This window comes from Arachidicoccus ginsenosidivorans (genome assembly GCF_007971385.1).
Taxonomy (GTDB): Bacteria; Bacteroidota; Bacteroidia; order Chitinophagales; family Chitinophagaceae; genus Arachidicoccus; species Arachidicoccus ginsenosidivorans.
Map to the genome: position 1 here is coordinate 2236372 of NZ_CP042434.1, position 22310 is coordinate 2258681.

The 22310-nt window shown below is 40.8% G+C and carries 17 protein-coding genes and 1 pseudogene; 8 read left to right on the forward strand and 10 right to left on the reverse strand.

The features are described 5' to 3' along the window. The first annotated feature begins 26 nt into the window (after positions 1 to 26). From FSB73_RS08995 to FSB73_RS09020, 6 genes are all read left to right on the forward strand, one after another. Entirely contained in the window at positions 27 to 893 is an 867-nt protein-coding gene (locus FSB73_RS08995) for a DUF1735 domain-containing protein (RefSeq protein ID WP_146781158.1), read from the forward strand. A 697-nt stretch (positions 894 to 1590) separates the two neighbouring features. Further along, positions 1591 to 4863, forward strand: coding sequence for a SusC/RagA family TonB-linked outer membrane protein (locus FSB73_RS09000; RefSeq protein WP_146781159.1), 3273 nt, complete (start codon positions 1591 to 1593; stop codon positions 4861 to 4863). Positions 4864 to 4881: 18 nt separating this feature from the next. Continuing rightward, on the forward strand, positions 4882 to 5994 hold the full coding sequence (locus tag FSB73_RS09005) for a SusD/RagB family nutrient-binding outer membrane lipoprotein (RefSeq protein WP_146781160.1): 1113 nt from the start codon (positions 4882 to 4884) through the stop codon (positions 5992 to 5994). Next, positions 5961 to 6371, forward strand: coding sequence for a SusD/RagB family nutrient-binding outer membrane lipoprotein (locus FSB73_RS26545; protein WP_158639477.1), 411 nt, complete (start codon positions 5961 to 5963; stop codon positions 6369 to 6371). Before FSB73_RS09005 ends, FSB73_RS26545 begins: the two co-directional genes overlap by 34 nt. A 168-nt stretch (positions 6372 to 6539) precedes the next feature. After that, entirely contained in the window at positions 6540 to 7241 is a 702-nt protein-coding gene (locus FSB73_RS09015) for a cell division ATP-binding protein FtsE (RefSeq protein ID WP_146781162.1), read from the forward strand. Next, on the forward strand, positions 7238 to 8416 hold the full coding sequence (locus tag FSB73_RS09020; RefSeq protein ID WP_146781163.1) for a glycosyltransferase: 1179 nt from the start codon (positions 7238 to 7240) through the stop codon (positions 8414 to 8416). Before FSB73_RS09015 ends, FSB73_RS09020 begins: the two co-directional genes overlap by 4 nt. A gap of 51 nt (positions 8417 to 8467) precedes the next feature. On the opposite strand, the gene FSB73_RS09025 is transcribed toward FSB73_RS09020, so the two are convergent. The 5 genes from FSB73_RS09025 to FSB73_RS09045 form a co-directional block, all read right to left on the reverse strand. Then, complete coding sequence (locus tag FSB73_RS09025) at positions 8468 to 9559, reverse strand: glycosyltransferase (RefSeq protein ID WP_146781164.1); 1092 nt, start codon at positions 9557 to 9559, stop codon at positions 8468 to 8470. 60 nt (positions 9560 to 9619) lie between these two features. Continuing rightward, a complete protein-coding gene (locus tag FSB73_RS09030; RefSeq protein ID WP_146781165.1) occupies positions 9620 to 9994 on the reverse strand; it encodes a septal ring lytic transglycosylase RlpA family protein in 375 nt (124 codons plus the stop codon). A 154-nt stretch (positions 9995 to 10148) separates the two neighbouring features. After that, a complete protein-coding gene (gcvT, locus tag FSB73_RS09035; RefSeq protein ID WP_146781166.1) occupies positions 10149 to 11240 on the reverse strand; it encodes a glycine cleavage system aminomethyltransferase GcvT in 1092 nt (363 codons plus the stop codon). Positions 11241 to 11430: 190 nt separating this feature from the next. Next, entirely contained in the window at positions 11431 to 13647 is a 2217-nt protein-coding gene (locus FSB73_RS09040) for an alpha-galactosidase (RefSeq protein WP_146781167.1), read from the reverse strand. Between the two features lie 85 nt (positions 13648 to 13732). Further along, positions 13733 to 15058 (reverse strand): DUF6055 domain-containing protein, encoded by a 1326-nt coding sequence (locus FSB73_RS09045; protein WP_146781168.1) that lies wholly within the window; start codon positions 15056 to 15058, stop codon positions 13733 to 13735. Between the two features lie 889 nt (positions 15059 to 15947). Here FSB73_RS09045 and FSB73_RS09050 point away from each other — a divergent pair. Continuing rightward, positions 15948 to 16205 carry a PD-(D/E)XK nuclease domain-containing protein gene (locus FSB73_RS09050; RefSeq protein ID WP_146781169.1) on the forward strand — a complete coding sequence of 86 codons (258 nt, stop codon included), beginning with the start codon at positions 15948 to 15950 and terminating at the stop codon, positions 16203 to 16205. Between the two features lie 87 nt (positions 16206 to 16292). Further along, complete coding sequence (locus tag FSB73_RS09055) at positions 16293 to 17207, forward strand: DUF3667 domain-containing protein (RefSeq protein WP_146781170.1); 915 nt, start codon at positions 16293 to 16295, stop codon at positions 17205 to 17207. A 17-nt stretch (positions 17208 to 17224) separates the two neighbouring features. Here FSB73_RS09055 and hemB read toward each other — a convergent pair whose 3' ends face one another. The 5 genes and pseudogenes from hemB to hemC form a co-directional block, all read right to left on the reverse strand. After that, positions 17225 to 18205, reverse strand: a complete 981-nt coding sequence (gene hemB / locus FSB73_RS09060) for a porphobilinogen synthase (protein WP_146781171.1) — start codon at positions 18203 to 18205, stop codon at positions 17225 to 17227. An 87-nt stretch (positions 18206 to 18292) separates the two neighbouring features. Beyond that, positions 18293 to 19297 carry an oxygen-dependent coproporphyrinogen oxidase gene (hemF, locus tag FSB73_RS09065; protein WP_225974651.1) on the reverse strand — a complete coding sequence of 335 codons (1005 nt, stop codon included), beginning with the start codon at positions 19295 to 19297 and terminating at the stop codon, positions 18293 to 18295. Between the two features lie 66 nt (positions 19298 to 19363). Next, positions 19364 to 20421, reverse strand: a pseudogene (hemE, locus tag FSB73_RS27535) (uroporphyrinogen decarboxylase). 9 nt (positions 20422 to 20430) lie between these two features. Beyond that, complete coding sequence (locus FSB73_RS09075; RefSeq protein ID WP_146781172.1) at positions 20431 to 21153, reverse strand: uroporphyrinogen-III synthase; 723 nt, start codon at positions 21151 to 21153, stop codon at positions 20431 to 20433. Between the two features lie 43 nt (positions 21154 to 21196). Beyond that, entirely contained in the window at positions 21197 to 22183 is a 987-nt protein-coding gene (gene hemC, locus FSB73_RS09080; RefSeq protein WP_146781173.1) for a hydroxymethylbilane synthase, read from the reverse strand. Positions 22184 to 22310 lie beyond the last annotated feature (127 nt).

A 22310-nucleotide genomic window follows, 5' to 3' on the forward strand; every position in this document is an offset into this window, starting at 1 on the left:
TTGTTCAATAACTAAAAAGAGTAAGAATGAAAAAAATTATTAATTATTTATTATTATTTTTGGGGGTGGCATTTTTTACATCGTGCCTGAAAGATACGCAAGTCATTTCCCCGGAAGGAACACATAATGTAGTTGAATTTGGGAATGTCAGCAATATTTTGTCTGGCGCAAATAATCCTTATAGGTTGTATGTGGCAGCCTTTCCTGTTAGTCCTTTAGATACATTAGTTGTCCCTGTTAATTTTGCGGGAGCAAATCATGCGTCCAAAGATATTACTGTAAAAATTGAGGTCGATAATTCTGTTGTGGATTCGTTGAATGTGAGGCAATATGTTGATGATGATGGAAACCCTGATTCTGATAGATTTTTGCAACCTTTAGATCCTGCATTGTATACCGTGCCTGCGTCAGTTGTTATTAAAAAGGGATCCCTTGGATCTGAATTGTTAATACCAATTAAAATTGACCAAATAGATTTTGATGCCAGCTATGCGATAGGATTAACAATAACAGATGCTTCTGGTGAAATCATTAGTGGGAATTTTAATAAAATTGTAGTTAATGTCACACCGAAGAATGATTACGACGGTGTATATGAATACAAAATGGATGGGTGGTTTGCTACAACAAGAACGGTTCCAGATGCTGAATTGGAAACAACAGGAGCGCATACCGTTAGGGGCAATCTATTCTATTATTACTCTAACACGATTGATTACCAAATTGATCCGTCCACAAATCAGGTTACGGTGATCGCAATTTCTGGTGGATATCCAATTACGAATTATCCTGAAAGTAAGTGGGATCCAACAACTAAATCGATGCATGTGGTTTATGATGTATTGGGGGCCATATGGTTGAAGATTTCACCTATGTTAAGCCTAGATAGTTAAAAGTATAAAAGAACCTAAAAAGCCTTCTAAGATTCAAAAATCTTAGAAGGCTTTTTTAAAAAAGTATCTATAGATCTTTTGATAGCTTCTATTTCAAGATTAAAATTTTATCTTAAACGGTATATCATGCAATAATTTATCGTAGGAAATGCATATTAATATTCGTCAAAGATAATATTTGGTCAAACACCATAATTACCTTGAGTGGGTTCTATTTTTCAAACGAATGTTTAAATACATTAATTTTCTATAATGATTTGGGTAAGTTCGAAATTAAAGAGGATGTTCATTTGGTGTATTCTGTTTCAAAGGATTAACGATCGTTTAAAGAATTGTGATTTTATTAACTACTTCCTGAAACTAGGAGTTTAAAATGCTGAATTTATTGCTAATCTCTAATAAAACAAAGATATAAATATTTGCTATTTAGATGGATAAGAATTAATTATCTTTATAAATAGTAAAAATTAAATATTTGTATTTACGCTTATGTCAATGTTTAACAGGAAAGAAAAGTCTCAATACTTTTCAAAAAACTTCTTTGAATGTTAAATAAGTAGATTCATTAACGTAATTTTACTGCTGAAAACCACCAGAACAAACAATTTAGGAAATCCCTAAATTGTTTTTTTGTTGAAAAACCGCATACTAACAACAGTTAGCATGCGTTAATTTAAAGAATAAAAAATAAAAGTACATGAGACAAAAACTTTTATTACTGTTCTGTTTATGCTTTGTGATTTTCGCAAATAGCAGTTTTGCGCAAAAAAGGCAAATAAATGGAACAGTAAAGGATGAAAAGGGAGCCCCTTTAACATCTGCATCTGTAACAATCAAAGGAACTAAATTGGGAACGATCACGGACGATGGTGGTCACTTTTCCATTGCTGCTAGTTCAGAAGATGTGTTAGTTATTACTGCTTTGAATTATCAGTCACTCCAAGTGACTGTTGGCGAACAAAACAATATAGAAGTTGTTTTGAAACCTGGTAACATTAGTGAGTTGAATGATGTCGTTGTGACTGCTTTGGGTATTAAAAGAGAAAAAAGAACCTTGGGGTATGCAACCCAAGAAGTGAAAGGGGATGATTTGACACAAACAACTCAAAATAATGTTTTGAACTCACTTTCGGGGCGAGCTGCGGGCGTTCAGATTACTGCTGCCAGTGGAGCCGTTGGTGCAGGTTCAAGAATAGTGCTGAGAGGCAATAATTCTTTTGGAAACAATCAACCATTGATTGTTGTTGATGGGGTGCCAATTAGTAACGCTGCCACGAATGTTGGCGCATATGGATCTGTGGACTATGGCTCTGGAGTTCAAGATATTGACCCCAATGACATTGCTTCCATAAACGTATTAAAAGGCGCCAATGCTGCAGCTCTTTATGGATATAGAGCCGGTAATGGTGTTATTTTAATTACAACAAAATCTGGAAAGAGTTCAGGTAATCGCGGTATTGGAGTTAGCTATACTGGTGGTATTTCTTTTGAAAACCCATACATCTTACCAAAATACCAAAATAAATATGGGCAAGGTAGTAATGGCGGCGAATATGTTTGGAAACGTGACCACCCTGATATGACTTATCAGGAATATGCAGAAATGTATGGGTTTAAGTATGTTGATGGCGCAGGAAATGGGGTTAATGATAATACGGATGAAAGCTGGGGACCACGTTTGGATATTGGATTAATGATTCCCCAATATAACAGTCCAGTAGATGCAGATGGGAATCGTACAGCGACTCCATGGATTTCACATCCGGATAATGTAAAAAATTATTTTGCTACAGGACATACCATAGACAATCATATATCTATTTCCACAAATTCAGATAAAGGGAGCACCCGTTTTAGTATGGGACATCAGAAGCAAACTGGTACTATCCCTAATACAGACCAAACAAAATATAATTTCAGTATCAACTCCATTCAGAATCTTACTTCTAGATTAACTGCTGAGGGTGTAATTAATTATGTGCATATACACAATGGGAATTTGATTGGCCAAGGTTATAACAGTTACAATCCTATGCAAAGCATTGGTAACTGGTTTGGACGGCAGGTTGATATGAAAGATCTGAAGGCAAATTATAAGAAAGTAAATGATGATGGATCGTTATATAACTGGAATAGCAGTTATCACAATAATCCATATGCTGAAGTTTATTCTGTTTTTAACAATGCAAGGCAAAAAGACAGGATGTTTGGTTATATGAGTCTTTCATATGAATTTAGTAAATGGTTTAATTTAAAAGCTCGTGCTGGCGATGATTGGTCTACAGAGTTTAGAAAGGAAATATCTACTAGTCAGGAACTCAATAATTGGCTAGCGGGAATTAATGGCACATTCATTCAAAGAGAATATCACTTAAATGAATTGAACTTAGATTTATTGGCTTCTGGTGGTGATCAAATTGGATCATCAGACTTCTCTATACATTATAACGCAGGTGCAAATTATAGAGATTATACACAAAAGAACAGTACGATAGGTGCAGGTGACTTAACCGTGCCAAATTTATTCACCATTGCCAATGCGAAGGGGTCAACGACTCAGACCATGTATGATTATCATCTGAGATCAAACAGCATCTTTGGACAGGCTTCTATTGGGTACAAAAATTGGCTGAACTTGGATCTCTCGGCTAGAAACGACTGGAATTCTTCTTTACCAGCAGCCAGCCGCTCATTTTTTTATCCGTCAGCTAGTTTAAGCTGGATCTTCTCAGACGCACTTGGAATAAATCATGGCATATTAAACTATGGTAAACTTAGAGCCAGTTGGGCAAAAGTTGGGAATGCAACTGATCCATATCAGGTATTTCCAACTTACACACCAATTACCTATACATTTAACGGGGTGTCAATGTATAGATACCCTGCAAGCCTTCCGGCTTTGGTTCTTGAACCAGAAATGGCAAAAAGTATAGAAGCTGGTCTTGAATTGCAATTTTTCCAAAACAGAATTGGTCTGGATGCCACCTATTATGATAAGAAAACATCTAATCAGATAATGAATGTGGATATCTCGGCAGCCGGTGGTAGTTCAGGATTAGTCGTGAACGCCGGTGAAATTGAAAATAAGGGGATTGAGTTACAATTGCATTTGGGAATTCTTAGACCAACAACTCCTAATGGATTGTCATGGGATATGGATGTGAATTTTGCCAAGAATAAGAACATGGTAAATAAATTGTATACTGATCCAAATACAGGAGAAAAGTTAGAATCTTTTAATATAACTGGCGCCTGGGGAATTACTGTTGATGCCATACCTGGACAAGCGTTTGGTGTCATTAGAGGAGATAAGATGGTTAGAGATGACAATGGAAATATTGTCGTTGACGCGGAGGGATTGCCAACCTTTGAGAGTACGCAGGTTCTTGGGAACATCACTCCTGATTGGGTTGGTGGCGTGAACAATACGTTTGCCTATAAAAATTTCCATTTAGGATTCTTGGTTGATTTTAGAAGAGGTGGTGATATCTATTCCGTAACAGACATGTTTGGTGGCTATACTGGTGTGCTGGCATATACTGCTGAAGGCAATATGAGAGAAGATGGGATTATTCTGGGTAAAGATTATATGACGGATAAAAAGTTCGTTAAAGAAGATGGAACGCCTAATGATATAAGAGCTTCTGCTTCTGATGTATTTAAAAAACTAACTTATGCCAACGCCGGAGGTAGTGAGTTTGATGTGTTTAGTGGTAGTTATATTAAACTGCGTCAAATCGAGTTTGGGTATACATTTCCTAAAAGCAGTCTTTCTAAAGTTGATTGGCTGAAAGGTGCTTCTCTTTCGTTGTTCTCCTATAATGTGGCTTTATTAAAAACCTCCAAGGGTAATAAAGCACATATTGATCCCGAAACCGGCTTTGGTGTAGGGAATGATGGTTTAGGTATTGAACAGGGTCAGATTCCATCCAATAGAAGTATAGGACTGAAACTGAAACTGAACTTTTAATGATTAAAAATTGAAACAATGAAAAAGATAAAATATAGCATCCTATTGCTTTTATCGATTCTTATGCTTGGGATAGGAGCCTGTACAAAAGATTTCGATAAAATTAATACTGATCCAAATAAACCATCTAATGCACCCGCTACTAATTTGCTTGCATTTTCTTTACAGGATTTTGCAGCAAATTTATGGGATAGCTGGGGAGACATAGATGAACCCGAAAGTTATAGCGGTCAAATTGCTAAAATCCAATATATAGATGAATCCAGATATCAATTCAGAACAGGTACAGTTGAAAATATGTGGACTTATCTTTATAGGGAATTAAAGAGCCTTCAGGTTGTAATTAATGCAGCAGAAGCAAGCGATAACACCGATTTGCAGGCCGTTGCAACAACGATTCAGTGTTATATTTGGCAGGTCGCAACAGATAGGTGGCGCGACATTCCTTATTCTGGAGCACTTGCTGCAGATTCAGGGAAACTCACACCAAAATATGATAAGCAGGAAGATATATATCCTTCTTTATTAAATAAATTAAAGGCAACAAATGATTTATTTAATAATCCGTCTCCGAGCTCTAATGTTGGGGAGGGAGATCTTCTTTTTGGTGGAGATGTTGCCAAATGGCAAAAATTTTGTAATTCAATCAGATTGAGAATGGCCATAAGAATCTCTGATGTGGATCCTGCTCTTGCAAAGTCGACCATTGAGACGATAATGGGGGATTTAAGTAAAAACCCGATTATAGAATCTAATGCAGATAATGCCTTTTTCAATTGGGCAGGAGCAGGAACTGCTGATATATTGACTGATGAATCTTGGTATACTGGTTTGTATCTTGGTAGTCGGTTAAATAATTATGCGGTGAGTTCAAATATGATTGATACCCTTAAAGAGCTAGATGATCCCAGATTGCCCGTATATGCAAATCCTGTTTTAGAGGAAAAGGAGCAAACTGTTTATCGTGGCTCTATCATTGGGCTTAGCGGAACATCTGCTCCGGGTGGATTGTCACACTATTCATTTATTGGCGATTTTATGCAAACAATCCGACAGGTTATACGCCCTTTATGCGCGCTGCAGAAATTAAGTTTATTTTGGCCGAAGCAGCCCAGAAGGGATGGAATGTAGGTACAACTGCTGAAGAGGCCTATAATGAAGGAATTGATCTTTCTTTGGCAGAAAATAAAGTAATTGATGACAAATATAAAACACAGTCAAACGTAAAATGGAACGGGGATATTAAGCGGCTCTATTTACAAAAATGGATTGCCTTGTATAAAGATGGTCATGAAGCCTGGGCCGAAAGCAGAAGAACGGATGTTCCTTTAATGGCTCCTGCTCCGGCATCACCTTATCCTGGTCACAACAGGCCTCCATTCAGATATCCATATCCGGCAAGCGAAGCCAGACTTAATGGGGCCAACAGTAAACCATTTGCCGCCAATGTAAAAGATAATTATTGGGGACAACAAATGTGGTGGGATACGCGCAAAAATGTCAAATAAGCGTTTTAATTAAATTTTAGCAAAGGGGCCGAATATCGGCCCCTTTTTATTGAACAATTAGATATCTGTCGATTTTGCAAATGTTTTGACGATTTCTGTTGCAGATTCCCCCCAAACAGTCTTATCTTGCCTTTCTATTGTATTTTTAAGAGTTTTAACCCTAAAATCATGGCAGAATCCGTCATTTCTATCAGTAACGCAAATATTTACCAGGGCAATAATCTCATTTTGCAGGATGTAAATTTCAAGATTGAGAAAGGAGAATTTGTCTATCTGGTAGGCAAAACAGGTACTGGGAAGTCGTCCTTATTGAAGACCCTTTATGGAGAAATCCCACTCAAAGAAGGAGAAGCCACGGTAGCTGGTACGGAGATTCGTGGCTTGACCTGGAAAAGTGTGCCATTTTTACGCCGAAAATTAGGGGTTGTTTTCCAAGATTTTCACCTCCTGACTGATCGCAATGTCTTTGAAAATCTGCGATTTGTACTTAGGGCAACTGGTTGGAAAGAAAAGCACCTGATTGATGAAAAGATCAATGATTCCCTTGAAAAGGTCGGATTAAAGGGTAAAGGTTTTAAAATGCCTTATGAAATGAGCGGAGGGGAGCAGCAGCGTGTCGATATCGCAAGGGCACTTTTAAATTCACCTAAACTAATCCTGGCAGATGAACCTACTGGTAATCTGGATCCAGAGACCAGCAATGGTATTATGCAATTATTACTGAGTATCAGTAAAGATCTGGGAACGACTGTACTGATGGCAACGCACGATTACGTTGTCATTAACCGTTATCCATCCAGAATTCTTAAGACAGAATTGGGCAAAGTCCTGGATAGTGATGTTGTATTAGCTGCGAATAAATCTGAATGAACAAGCGACCGGTCATAGTTATTTCAGCTACCCGATTCTTTCAGGGTGGAACCCTGGTTATTGTAAAGGAATGTCTGAAGTTTTTATCCGAATATTATAGCGCTACCCATACTATAAAAGCGCTGGTTTATAAAAAAGCGCTTTATGAAGATGATGATGTACAGGGGGTTGAATGGGTAGAATTTCCTAAATCCAGAAATTCTGCATTTCACCGGCTATATGATGAATATATAAATTTTTATAAACTTTCTAAAACCTGGCAACCGGAGCTTTGGCTTTCTTTGCAAGACAGTACACCGCGGGTTCGGGCCACGGTTAAAGCCGTATATTATCATAATCCCCTTCTATTAAAACCTAAAGCATTAAAACTCTGGAAACATCAACCCCGTTTGGAGGCGTTGCGCCTATTATATAAATATATATATACCAAAGGGATTGTGAGCAATGATTTTGTGATTACGCAGCAACCCGTCATTGCAGCATATTTATTAAAGACTTACAGGCTGGAAACAGGAAAACTAAAGGTATTTCCACCGACTGATTATTTATTAAAACACGAAAAAAGTCCGGATGTAGATTCTAAACAGGGTGATACACAGACTTTGAAAGACATCAATTCTTCTTTCCAGGAAGCAGACACAAAACCTTACACTTTCATATTTCCAGCTACGGCATTTTATTATAAGAATCATACTGTGATAATGGAGGCCTGTAGAATATTGCAAAAACAATCCCCAGGATTGGTTTACAGGGTTTTTCTGACCATAGATGGGTCGGAAAACAATTACGTAAAAAAGCTGGTGGCAAATGGCCGGAAGGACTTTCCACAAGTTGCCTTTGTTGGGTTTTTAAAACGAGAAGCGTTATTTGAATATTATATGGAGGCAGACTGCATGATTTTCCCGTCTTTTCTGGAAAGTTGGGGACTTCCATTAACTGAATTTGCTGGTTTAAATAAACCAATCCTCTGTGCAAATCTGCCTTATGGCAGATCAACACTGGCGGGATATGATAAGGCGGTCTTTTTTGATCCGACAAATGCGAATCAGTTAGCGAATTTAATGATTCAGGCGACCAGTCACAGTTTGGACTTTCATCCTACAAAGACAACAGTGGAAGCTGATTTCCATTATATAAGAACCTGGAAAGAATGCTTTGAATTGCTTCTGAAGTAATCTGTTTACAAATGGGCCTGTTTTAATGTGTTAGGCCACTTGCATGTATGTTTATGGTTTTAGACCTTTATAAAAATGAATTAGTTTTTTTTCTTCTGTGTTCCAGTTATAAATTTCCCGCGCCTTTAGACAGTTTGCCTGTAAACGGGCATATAGTGCATTATCTGTTAGCAGCCTGTTTAAAGCTTGGGTAATTGTCTGGGGATGTAAATCATCGATTAATACACCTATCTCAAACAGGTCATTAATTTTTTTGTTCTCTGGATAGTTCATTGTCAATTGTGGAATACCCGCATGCATATAATCAAAAAAGCGATTAGAAAGGGAAAGAAAAAAACTGGCCCCCAGATTGTCATTCAGGTTTAGGCCGATATAGGCTTGCCGGGTATATTTACTTAAATCTTCTGGCAATACAAAGCCCTTAAAATCAAACTTGTCAGTGAGGTTTCGCTTCTGTATCTCTGCCTTTACTTCGCCGAGATAAGAGCCATTACCGCAAACCGTCACATGGGCATTTACACCTTGCATAGCAGGAACCAATCCCTCAAAACCACGGCCTTTTTCGACCACCCCTTGGTAGATCAGACTATGCTGGTCTCTTTGCAAGGTGGCTGGTACTTCTCTTAGGTAGGGGCTGTTCATTACAATAAAGTAATTAACCCCATACATTTTTTGATAAGCAGCAGCATAACCATCATTTTCTGTATAGCCCAGTGGAAAACGAGGTTGACAAAACCTTTCTATGGCTTTCCAAATTTTATAGATCCTGGGCCGGGAAATAATATCATGCATCTCGCAGAATAGTTCGTGCGCATCAAATACCCGAATAGACCTTCTGATGACCGATGCAAATAATACCGGCAGGGCGGTATCCAGATCGTCAGCCACCAGGATATCTGCCTTATGGAATACTAAATAGAAAAAAAGGCGGATATTGGTTTCTATAAAGAATAGCGGTCCTTTTCGGGAAAAAAGGCCCAGTCGGTGCTGTTTAAATTTCTTTTGGCCTAGGGATTTGCTGTTTTTTTTATGAAAGCCTACCAGCATTACATCAAAACCATTTGTAGCAAGAGAGGTACAGATCTTTTGCATCCGTTGGTCATAAACCAGGTCATTGGTTACCGAGAAAATTATTTTTTTCAAAATCAGTTATTAGCGTTTGATACAGTCAGCATTTAATCTAGGCTGGTTTGTTTAATATAATTAGTGCTTTTTATATTTTATCTGAACCGGCACAACGCCATCATCCAGCATATCTAATCTTTTTGCAGCCTTCCAGCTAAGATCAATGATTCTTCCGGGAATAAAAGGGCCCCTGTCATTAATCCGGACTTTAACAGTTTTGCCGTTTTTCAGGTTTTTTACCTTTACATGGGTGCCAAAAGGCAAGGTCTTGCTGGCGGCCGTCAGCTTGCGTTTTCTAAAAGTTTCCCCATTCGCGGTTTTACGACCGATAAACTTTCCTGCATAATAGGAAGCTTTTCCTGTCTCTTTTATCGTACGACCGCACCCGGCCAGAAAGGTGGAGAAAAGAGCAATAAAACCGGTAAGCATCATCCAATTGCGTAATTTGCTCATATGTGAACTTTATCAGATTTATTTTAAATTAAAACGGCTGAAAAGAACTTTTATTTCTTTCAGCCGCTTAGGTTTGGATAAGTTATCTGACCTTTAACCTACCCTAGGAGCGAATAGGCTACATATAAATATATTTCTATTTATTTATCGCTGTTTATTCAAAAGGCGTTTTTACCACCTTTGCTTTGATTCCTTTATCTCTGATAGAAATAAAGATTTCTTTATCAAGCGCTGCATGAGGCAGCGCTACATAGCCCAGACCAATGGCCTTACTTAATGAGGGAGACTGGGTTCCACTGGTCACTTGCCCGATCTGATTCCCTTCACTGTCCACAATTTTATAATGATGCCTTGGGATACCCCTTTCGATCATTTCAAAGCCAATCAGCTTTTGAGTGATACCTGCAGCTTTTTGTTCAATTAAAGCGTTTTTAGAAGGAAAATCAGCCCGCTTTTTAAGCTTAGTGATCCATCCCAGTCCTGCCTCCAAGGGAGAGGTCTTGTCGTCAATATCATTCCCATAGAGGCAATAGCCCATTTCCAGGCGCAGGGTGTCTCTCGCTCCCAGTCCGCAGGGCTTGATGCCGGCAGCTTTGCCCGCTTCAAAAATGGCGTCCCAGATTTTTTCTGCATGGCCATCTTTGTTTTCAAAATAAATTTCAATACCACCTGCACCGGTATAACCCGTTGCACTGATCAGCACATTATCCACCCCGGCAAAGCTATTTTTCTCAAAAGTATAATATTTGAGTTGCTGCAGATCTGTGGGCGTTAAACTTTCCATGACTTTACAGGCATTAGGTCCCTGTATGGCTAATAAACAAGTGTTGTCGCTGATATTTTTCATATCAACGCCTTTATTATTATGGGCCGATATCCAGTTCCAGTCTTTTTCTATATTTGAGGCATTGACTACCAGTAAATAAGTCTGATTGGGCTGCAGACAATAAACGATCAGATCATCTACAATGCCGCTATTATCATTGGGCAGACAGCTGTATTGAGCTTGACCCGCAACGAGTTTGGAGGCGTCATTGCTAGTGACGCGGTCAATTAGGTCCAGGGCATCAGGTCCTTTAAGTATAAATTCACCCATATGACTTACGTCAAACACGCCCACACTGTTTCTCACGGCAAAATGTTCATCATTTATACCGGTATAGCTAATGGGCATATTGTATCCTGCAAACTCAGCCATTTTAGCGCCCAGCGCTAAATGTTTCTCTAAAAAAGGCGTATTTTTCATCCTGATGGAATTAACTTAAAACTGTTTTTATTATTTAATTTTCTGGGCTAACTAATTAGGTAAAAGCTATCCAGGGCACAAAAGTAACGTATGTTAGTCGATATTAGAAATAATAAAGGCAGACAGCGCAAACGTCTGCATGCCTTTAATACTATATAGCGAATTCGGTTGTTTTTTTATTTTCTCTCATCTAAACTGCTTCCAGAACCAATACGGCGCTTTGTTCTTTATGTTTTAGAAACCATTTTAATCCCTGACTTATCAGCGTTTCCCCACTGAAAATCTGGCCATCCTGCTGAAAATGAGGCGACCCGTCTGAAGGGAGGTTAATCTCGTGTATGCGGTAATTTTTATGAGGATCAAGGCCGGTTAAGTGCCAAACCGGCCAGGTGTCTTGCCCCATTGTTTCCATGCTATAGGCAAAGAGTACAGCCTTGGACTTCGTACTGTCCACATACATCAGTGAAGAGAAGTTGGTCGAATAAGGAGAGATGAGTCGGTATAAGTCTCCATAATTGATAACTGACTGGTATTTATGATAATTATCCACCGTTTTACGGGCCAGTTCAAGATCTGACTCGCTCATTTTATCCACATCCACATCAAAGCCGAGCTTTCCTGACATGGCCACATCCATTTTGTATTTCAAAGATTCCCTGCCGGCTGCCGTTACGTGATTACAAATGGTGAGTGCCGGATAGAAAATGGAGGTTGCCCATTGCAATCTTATTCTGTCAACTGGATACGTATTATCACTGGGCCAGAACTCCTGAAAATATTTTAAGGCACCATATTCTACCCTACCACCACCACTGGCACATAGCATCATCTGCAGGTTGGGATATTTACTACGAATTCTATCCAAAACCTTATAATAAGCCTCCGTGTACTTGATATATAAGCCAGCTTGATTTTTACCCAGATATGGACTGTAGGCATTGTCCATGGAGCGGTTGCAGTCCCATTTCATATAAGAAATGGAAGGCGCCTGCTTCATCAGCGAATCTATTACACCAAAGACGAAATCCTGCACAGCGGGATTGATCAGATCCAGTACAAGCTGGGTACGATAAAGATGCAGTGGCCGGTTGGGTGCTGTCATCACCCAGTCCGGATGCTGCTTATAGAGCTGACTGGAAGGATTGACCATTTCTGGTTCGATCCAGATCCCAAATTTTAACCCTTTGGCTGTTGCTTGTCGAGCCAGAAAGCCGATGCCATCCGGTAGCTTTTTCTTATCAGCCTGCCAGTCACCCAGACCGGCATTTGAGCTGTTTCTGGGATATTGATTGCCGAACCAGCCATCGTCAAGTAAAAACAGGTCTACCCCCAGTTTCTTGGCACCATCAAAGAGCTTTACTAGTTTATCCTGATCATAATCAAAATAAGTGGCTTCCCAATTGTTGAGCAGGGTCAGCCTTTTTTGATGTCCATTATAGATACCATAGTCAACTGCCCAGTGATGAAAATTGCGGCTGATCTGCCCAAGCCCTTTTTGGGTATAGGAAAAGATAAATTTAGGCGTGGTAAAGGTTTGTCCTGCCTTTAAAGGGTAATGGGAGGCGTAAGCATTTATGCCTGGAATGATTCTAAGGGAGTTGCCCATGTCAATATTAAGCTTTAACTGCTCAAACTGAATATTGAAATTGCCGCTATAAGCAAGGGTGCCTGCAAAAACTTCTCCGTCGTTTTCGCTTACCGTAGCATTAGGAGAGATGAAAAAGGACGGATTATAATTACAGGCCGTTCTTACACCAAGTTTTGACTGGATGGAAAAAATACCCGGTTGTAATTTGGCGGTATTCATTTCCATTTCTTTTTCATATTCACCATAAAAATGCGTCAGATAAGTCTTATCCCAGTATATATTGATAAAGGCGGAAGCGAACCTGTCTAAGGTTACGTTTCCTTGTTCGTTATGGTGGATGGTCGTCCAGGTCGAAATAATATCCTCCTTATAATAACTGTCAAAATGCAGGGTGACCCAGAAAGAATAGGCTGGGTCTTTCATAATAATCTCGGTTTGGGTAATATTGTCATTTATTTTTTTCGTTTCAACTTGTTGCACGTTTAACAATAGAGACATATTGCCGTCTGCGTGGCAAACTTCCATGGCAGGTTCATTCAGATAAGTTGCCCCGCCCGTTGGGAAACCCATGCCCAAAGTTGGGTTCTCGTTTCTAAAATCAGCATTGACATCACGGTAAAGCGATGGACTGCTGAGCTTTGAACCCAAATAAATTTGTTGCAGTTGGCTGTTACTATCTACCAGATAGACCAGCGCTGTATGAGCGGTGGTTATTACTACCTTTTGTTCTTGTTTTCCTTTGATTTTGACCGTAGCATTGCTTAGGGAGGAAAAGAGAAGGAAGAATAAAAGGAGCATCAGCGCATATTTACGTATCATAGTGGTAATATTAGTAATATTAATATAGTTTCAATCTGGTAAAGGTCAAAAGAAGGCCGTTACGAGTCCTAGCAAATGTAAAGGATTAATCCTTTTGGTTAAATAAATGTGTTCCTGATAGCTTTATCTGGTAAGGCCACTGACTATATTTAATTTTATGGGGATCTATATCCCAATTGACCGGAATATATTTGCCGGGGGCACCCATAACCACCAGCCAAAGAAAGCTAGTGCCTTTAGGCAAGCTGTAAGAGAGGCTGCCGCTTGGCTTACTGCCCATAGGGCTATAATAGGTAGAACCGTCCTTATTATAGGCAACAAAACCGTAGCGCCAACCAGCTGTAATGATTTTCCCATTCAGGGTATCCGCTTTTGTTAGTCCCTGGAATTGCAATAACACTTGGTTTTCTCCGGGTTTTGGTAAGGCAAGGTGAATGGCGTTGTAGCCATAATTTTGCGGAATATTGATACTATCTGGTCGGTACCAGCCTCCTGCTAACCTATCCATTTTTGTGTAATGTTGATTGGCATAAGGCGCTGCTACTTTTTTGATTCTAGGTAGATCCCAGGTAATAAAGGTGCGCACGCCCTTAAATAGATCATCTGCGAATTGACGGTCATCCATATGGCGAATCCTTTTAAACACCTGGACGATATCTTCCTTTTTTTTGGCCTGGTGCAATAGTTCAGCGTAAATGCTTTTTCCGTATTTCTCTGACCAGTATTCCAGGACAAATGGACTGTGATAGGTATCAGCCGGGTGCTCGAATGCGAGATGTGTTTGCTGCAAAAATGCCTGCAGGTGATAGTTTTCAAAGCTCAGCCAATTGGGGTAAACCTGCCATAGCATGTATTGAGCGGCCATTTCTGTAATAGGCCCGTCCAGCCTGCTGCCATAATCCAGAGATGCGAGATACTGAAAGGCGTGGCCCAGCTCATGTGCCAGAACGCCATAAGGGTAACGGCTCATACGTGAGGCGGGCGTCCATAGGACGCCCACACTATCCTGGCCCCAACCATAGGCGGTGTTGTCTTTACCGCCTACCACTAAAAAGATAATTTTGTATTTACTGGCAACGCCATTTGTTTTGCGCACTAGCTTTAAACGTTCAACATAGAATTTATAGAAGCGTTCGCATTCATGAAGAGCTCTTTTTACATCAAATCTTCTGGTGGAATCTGGATTTTTCATGGGATCGGGCCCATATTCTTTTGACCAGAAAATAACGATATCCGGCCCCTGTATACTGCGCTGATAACAATATTCACTGGCGCTGTCCCTAAAATCGTTATTTTCAGGAACCGTATTTAGGTGAGACGGGATAAAAATCTGCTTAGCAATTGATCGCTGAGCCATGGCTGAAATCGCCATCAGAATATTTAAACCAAATAAAACACTAGCTAGTCGCATGGCCCTATTTTTTCTATTAAAAAAGTCTGCCTTGTGCATAAAAACGGGCTTTTAGTTTAATTGTGAAGTAAAGCTATTTGTAAACAGTAAATTGAAAGCTTTTTATTGCTTAACCCGGCAATAAAAATAAATTTTTTGAATTAACCTTAACTGGGTTAAAATTTAGCAGGTATTGGTTAATAAATAAGGGTTTGCCGGTATAGACTTCTTTAACCGCAATTATATAATTGCGGCTAGGCAAAGCTTTAAAAGCTTCCAGTAGTATCGTGTTTTGGCTTTTTTATGTAGGAGTGCACAGCTGTTCAGTAATAATATTTTGGCAAATACAATTTTCAGAAAGGACCAACGAAATGTCGGTCTGGCTATACCATGGATTTGCAGGCCTGGGTTTATAACGCATTTTCACAATTAAATTTTAGGATTGAGCCTGATTTTAACGGTTATAGGTATGCAACAGGAGCACCTACATTTCTGATCAGGCTACTTAAAAAGGAGTGGAAGTATGATGTGGAAACCTAACAAATGGGCAGACTTGCTTTGTCTAATTTTGATACAAAAAACCCAAATATGGGTGCCCTGCTCTTCCAGACAGGGTATTTGACCATTAAAACATTTCTCCAGACAGAAAGGTCTATAACCTGGGATTCCCCAACCTGGAGATAAAGTCCAGCTTCCTGCATGGATTACTGGGTGCATACAGGGGCATGGAAGGCATAGATTCCCTGGCTGAGATGGGAAGTCATTAAAAATGCGCTCAAACAGGGCGATGTCTCAGCCATGATCCTCGGCCTAAATGCTATAATTGCCAAGACTGCTTATGATGTGTGGCGACCCGATACCGAGTCTGTATTTCATGCGCTGACCATCCTTATTTTTACACTGTTAGGGGGTGGAAGCCTATAGCGAAGTCCACAGTGCCCAGGGCAGATGTGATGTTCAGGTTAAGACCGCCCATTATATTTATATATTGGAATTAAAACTGGATGGCACTGCCAGTGAAGCGCTGAAACAGATTAAAGTAGATTTAAAAGCATGGGGATATCTTAGCCCCTATGATGTGGATCCAAGAAAGAAAATAGCCGTTGGTGTTTCTTTTTCGTCAAAGACCAGGCAGGTGGAGGAGTATGAGATGCAGCAGTATTCTTAAGGATAAGATTCCGCCTATATTCAATTCTTTGTTATAAATTTGTGAAGGAGCGTTCGTGCTCCGATTTTTGAACTTCTAAATTTCTGTATGAATCAGCAACCTGTTATAGACAGTGGTGAGCAAGCTGCGTCAAATGCGAATACATGTCCCAACTGCGGCTTTGCAGCTTCTGGCAATTACTGTGCTAATTGTGGCCAGCAGACAAAGCTACATAAGGATACCTTCTGGGGGCTTATCAGTCATTTTACGGCGCATTATTTTCACTATGATAGTAAGTTCTGGCAAACGCTGAAGGCGCTGGTCTTTTCACCGGGTAAATTAACGATTGCCTATCAGGAGAAAAAAAGACAACGATATATCCCACCGATTTCGTTGTATATATTTATAAGCATTGTGTTTTTTCTGTTATTGCCCATTTTCCAACGGCAATTTATTCAAGTAAATAGTGCGCCAAAAGCCGCTAAGACAACTCAAGTGGATTTATCCAAAAAACTGTCCATCGAAAAAAGGGCGGAGGCCGAGGCAGCAAAAGAGGGCCGGCAAGTTGGTACAGGCACTAAATATGCTGCAAGAGTCAGCGATGGATTACTGACTGATTTAAGTGATCATCCAATGGAGTTTAAACAGCGACTTTTGCATGCCATTCCAAAGGTTTTCTTTTTTATGATTCCAATGCTTGCTGCGCTCTTAAAACTATTTTTGATCCGGCAAAAGCGGTTTTATTTTGTGGACCATGCTGTCTTTGCGCTGCATGTCCATAGTTTTGTTTTTATCCTTTGTTTGATAGGCCTGATCAATCCATTTCAGCATATACAATATCAAATCAGCGATATCATCTTGATTGTCTGTTTACTTTATTATATCCTGGCCATACACCGTGTATATAAAAGCGGCTGGATCAAGTCTGTTTTAGTTGGACTTGGCTCAGCCGCTCTTTACTTTATTACCTTATTGCTGGTGGTATTAATTGTACTCTGGATCCTGGTAGAGACGGGACATTAAAAGTATATCTGCCTATTCTAACCCAGTAACTGCAGGACATCTTTTGCAAAATAAGTAGCTATGAGATCAGCCCCTGCTCTTTTAATGGAAGTCAGGCTCTCCAGTACTGTCTTTTGTTCATCCAGCCAGCCCATTTTTGCAGCGGCCTTGATCATGGCATATTCGCCACTGACATGATAGGCACTCACTGGTACGGTTACTGCATTTTTAACTTCTCTTACAATATCCAGATAAGCCATTGCCGGTTTAACCATTACGATATCAGCACCCTGCTGAACATCTTGCAGGGTCTCATTAATGGCTTCAATGCGGTTGGCATAATTCATCTGATAGGTTTTCTTATCGCCAAAGCCAGGGGCACTATCCAGTGCATCCCTAAAAGGACCGTAAAAACAACTGGCATATTTGGCGCTGTAAGACATGATGCCAACGCCGGAATGTCCGTTTTCCTCCAATGCTTTTCTAAATACACCAATGCGCCCGTCCATCATATCACTGGGAGCGATAAAATCTGCGCCTGCATCCGCGTGAGACAGGCTCATTTTAGTGAGCGCATCCACGGTTTCGTCATTTAATATATAACCGGATTTAACATCCACAATCCCGTCATGACCGTACTGAGAATAAGGATCGAGGGCTACATCTGTCATTACCACCATTTCTGGAACGGCGTCTTTAATCGCTTTAATGGCTCTTTGCATAAGTCCGTCCGGATTCCAGCTTTCTTTGCCTGTATTGTCCTTGGTGCTGTCATTCGTTTTTACAAAAAGTAAGATGCTTTTAATGCCCAGGTCCCACAGTTCGCGCACTTCCTGGAGCGTTTTATCTAATGAACGCCTGTAATAACCCGGCATGGAAGGAATCTCATAGACGATATCCTTGCCTTCATCAATAAATAGCGGTAAAATAAAATCATTAGGAGTAAGCACTGTCTCTGCTACCAGACCACGGATGGCCTCAGAGCGTCTGGTTATTCTGTTTCTTCTTTGTAAATACATGATATTTAATATTTATATTGATCCAGCGGACTGATTTTAATATTAAAAAGTCGGGCTGGTAATTGGGTTACTCAAATACTATCGCCATCACACCCAATCTTTTGGATGCTGGCAGGCATCCAAAAGTGCCGCTTCTGGTGACCCGGGTAAAGGTTGATAATTATAATCAAACCTTACCTGAGGCGGCAGACTCATCAGGATACTTTCCGTACGCCCATTTGTTTTAAGGCCGAATAAAGTACCCCTGTCATGGATCAGGTTGAATTCTACATACCGACCTCTACGGATCTGTTGCCAGTATGTATTTTGATCCGTATAAGGCGTATCTGCCCTTTTTTCTACAATAGGTAGGTAGGCCGGGATAAACTGAGATCCAACTGCTCGCTGAAAGGCAAAAGCCTGCTCCAAAGAAAATATAACCGGATGTTGCTGTCCATTTTCTTCAGGTATTAAATGATCATAGAACACGCCGCCTATGCCCCGCATCTCAAAACCGCGGTGGCTATTATTAAAATACTTATCGCACCAGGTTTTATAAGCCGGGTATAGCGTTTTGCCAAAAGGATCCATGGCTGTTTTAAAACAGCCATGAAAATGACGGGCATCCTCGTCAAACAGGTAATAAGGGGTTAGATCCGCTCCCCCTCCAAACCAGCGTCGGATTACCTCCTGTTTTTCATTGTAGAGCTCAAAATAACGCCAGTTGGCATGTGTCGTGGGTACAAATGGGTTTATAGGATGAATAACAAGGCTGATACCAGCGGCAAACCACTGATGTCCGTTCATGCCCAATTGCTGACGCATAGGTTCCGTTACCGGTCCGTGAACGATAGAGGTATTGACGCCTCCTTTTTCAAAAACATGCCCGTTTGTAATAATTCTTGTACGGCCTCCGCCCTCTTGTTTGCCTTCCGGGCTGGTTCTGGCCCACTGTTCATCCGTAAATACCGCTTTGCCATCTTTGTTTTCCAATGCTGCACAGATATCATTTTGCAGTGCCAGGATAAAAGCACACCAGCGTTCGCGAAGGCCATCACTGGACGGTCCCATTTGTGGTGCCACATCCTTGATCTTAAATTCTTCTGCTACCATAACAGCTCTCTTATTTATTCAACGCAAATATTGATTAGGCCTTCTAATAATGTATAACCTTTAATTTTATTTTCTTTCAAAGTTTTTTACCGTCTCTACAAAGGCCCGTGCATGGTCTACCGGAATATTAGGTAAGATACCATGACCGAGATTTGCGATCCAGCAGTCCGTTCCAAAACGAGTAAGCATTCTTTCCACTTCCTTTTTGAGTTCGGGAATGGGCAGTAACAGTTTGGAAGGGTCAAAATTACCTTGCAGCGCGATATCTTTGCCGGCCAGTTTTCTGGCCGTTTCAGGTTCGATACACCAATCAATCCCAAGACCCCGGGCACCTGTATTGGCCATATCGGGAAGGGATTGCCAGGCGCCTTTTGCAAATAAAATAACGGGGGCCTCCTGTTGGATGGCCGCCGTGATCTGACTGAGATAAGGCAGAGACCAGGTTTCAAAATCAGTTTTGCTTAAAAGCCCCCCCAACTGTCAAATACCTGGATCAGATCAGCCCCTGCTTTTATCTGTGCTTTCAGATACAGGATGGTGCTATCAGTGATCTTTTGTAGGAGCTGTGCAGCCAACTGAGGATGCTGATAACAAAATGCCTTGGCCTCATCGAAGGTTTTTGAGCCTTTACCCTGTACCATGTAACATAGTAAAGTCCAGGGCGCACCGGCAAAACCGATTAAAGGAACGCGGCCATTTAATTCCTGTTTGATTAATTTTATAGCGCTGGTCACATAGCCCAGTTTTTCTTCAATATCCGGCACCTGTAATCTGTCCAGATCATTTGTTGTTTTTATTGGATCAGGCAGTAAAGGCCCCAGCTTTTCCACTAATTGCACTTCCATACCCATCGCCTGAGGGATAACCAGGATATCAGAAAATAAAATGGCGGCATCCACACCAATGATATCAACTGGTTGTAGTGTAATCTCTGCAGCCAGTTCAGGAGTTTGAACTCTTTCAAAAAAAGAGTATTTGTTTCTAAGGGCGATATATTGCGGCAGATAACGACCCGCCTGGCGCATCATCCAAACAGGAAAACGCTCAGTCGAGGCGCCTTTTAATGTCCTTAAGATTAAATCGTTTTTTATGGAGGTTGCCATATTTAGTGTACTTGTTGTCATAAATGAGAATTAGGCTTCAGATGCTTTTTGTTTGTCAAAATAAATTTTTACCTCGTTTAAGAGGGCAGCCTGCGTAGGCTCCGGGGCGACAATGGTTGTATTATTGCAAAATGCCCTGATAGATGCAGCGGTTGTTTCGCCTATGGCGAATAAAACGGTTGCATTATTCATACGGGGATTATGGTTAAAAAAGCATTCAGCGGCAGAGGGACTGAAAAACAGAATGCCTTCTATGTCACCTCCGATATTAGAGGGAATACAACTTGTTTTATAACAGATTAACTCCTCCAGGGGGACATTCAGCTCCTTGCAGGTGGCTGGAAGGGTGGGCATTCTTTTGTCTCCACAGAAAAAAACAGCGGGTCTTTGCCTGAAAGCAGACAAGTCAGATTTTATGGTGGCCGCAAGATTTGTGCTATTGGTCGCCATATTTACAATCAATGCTTCTGGTACGTATTTTAATAAAACAGTCCTGGTTTTGCCTTGAAGACAATAGATATTCCAGTCTGGTTTTTGTTCTAACCTTTCAAAGACTGACCTAACGGCGACCTCACTGGTAAACACGGCGTTTATGGAGTCCCTGCCTAATTCAAAAATCCTTTGCTCAACTTCAGTGTCATAAGAGAGCTCTTTATTAATTAATGGAAATGTATATAACCTATATCCAAAATCCCACGCTTTGATGGCGTCTTGATCGGTGATTTCTGCTGTGGAGATCAGTGTATTAATCATGAATCATCTGTTTAGGTTAAACTTTTGTTTCAGGTTATTTGTATTAAGATTTTGGGGGCACTTCAAAAGGAGGCGTGGTCGCGGCTGCCGCCGCCCCGGCTCTGATCTCGGCCACGATCTTATCGGCTCCTTGCTCAAGGAGCTTTTTGGCTGCCTGGGTGCCAAGTGTATTATATTGATCCAGTCCAGCTGATTGCTTACAGCTGAATTTACGGCGGCCATCCAAGGAGAGGATGCTTCCGCTAAATTGTATGGTATCATGGACGACCCTGGCAAATGCGCTGATCGGGGTAGAACAACCGCCCATCAGGGTATTTAAAAAATCCCTTTCCACTTTTACGGCCTTTTGAGTCGCCTCATTGTTTAACCTATGGATTAGCTGGATCGCTTCATTGTCATCTGTCCTGGCAACAACGACAATGGCACCTTGAGCCGGAGCGGGAAGCATCCAGGGGATTGCTGCGGCATTTTCAGGACGCTCTTCAATTCTTTCCAGTCCTGCTGCAGCAAAGATGGCGCCGTCCCATTGATTGCTCTGGAGTTTTTGCATCCGGGTCTGTACATTGCCACGCAGATTCTCAATGTGCATTTCGGGGAACTGTTCAAGAATCTGCGCTTTTCGTCTGACGGAACCGGTGGCAACTGTTCCTTTAAGTGTTTTATCCTCTCCTTTTAAAAAAGCCGCTGCGAATGCGGGATCTTTAAAGACCAATAGATCTTTTTCGCTCGCTCTTGGCAGCACAGCAGCTTGGCTGATGCCCTGGGCTAACACGGTCGGGACATCTTTAAAGGAATGAACAGCGATATCGATTTTACCACTAAGCAGGAATGCGTCCAGGGTTTTAGTAAATACACCCTGTACGCCCATGGCGTAAAGAGGAGTCACCAGATCCAGATCCCCTTCGCTTTTTACAGGAACCATGTTGGTTTGGATTCCTAGGGATTGCAGCATTGTTGCCGCAGTAGTTGCCTGCCATAATGCAAGTTTGCTATCCCTGGTGCCTATTTTTAAAACCCGCTCACCGTCCATGTTAATCGTTTGTTGTATGCTTTATGTAAGAAATACGCCTCCCGTTTGACTAAGTATATAACCTAAATGGCAGGAAGCGGTTATATAAGATTTAAAGAACAGTTGAGTCCGATAGAAAAGCACTGTT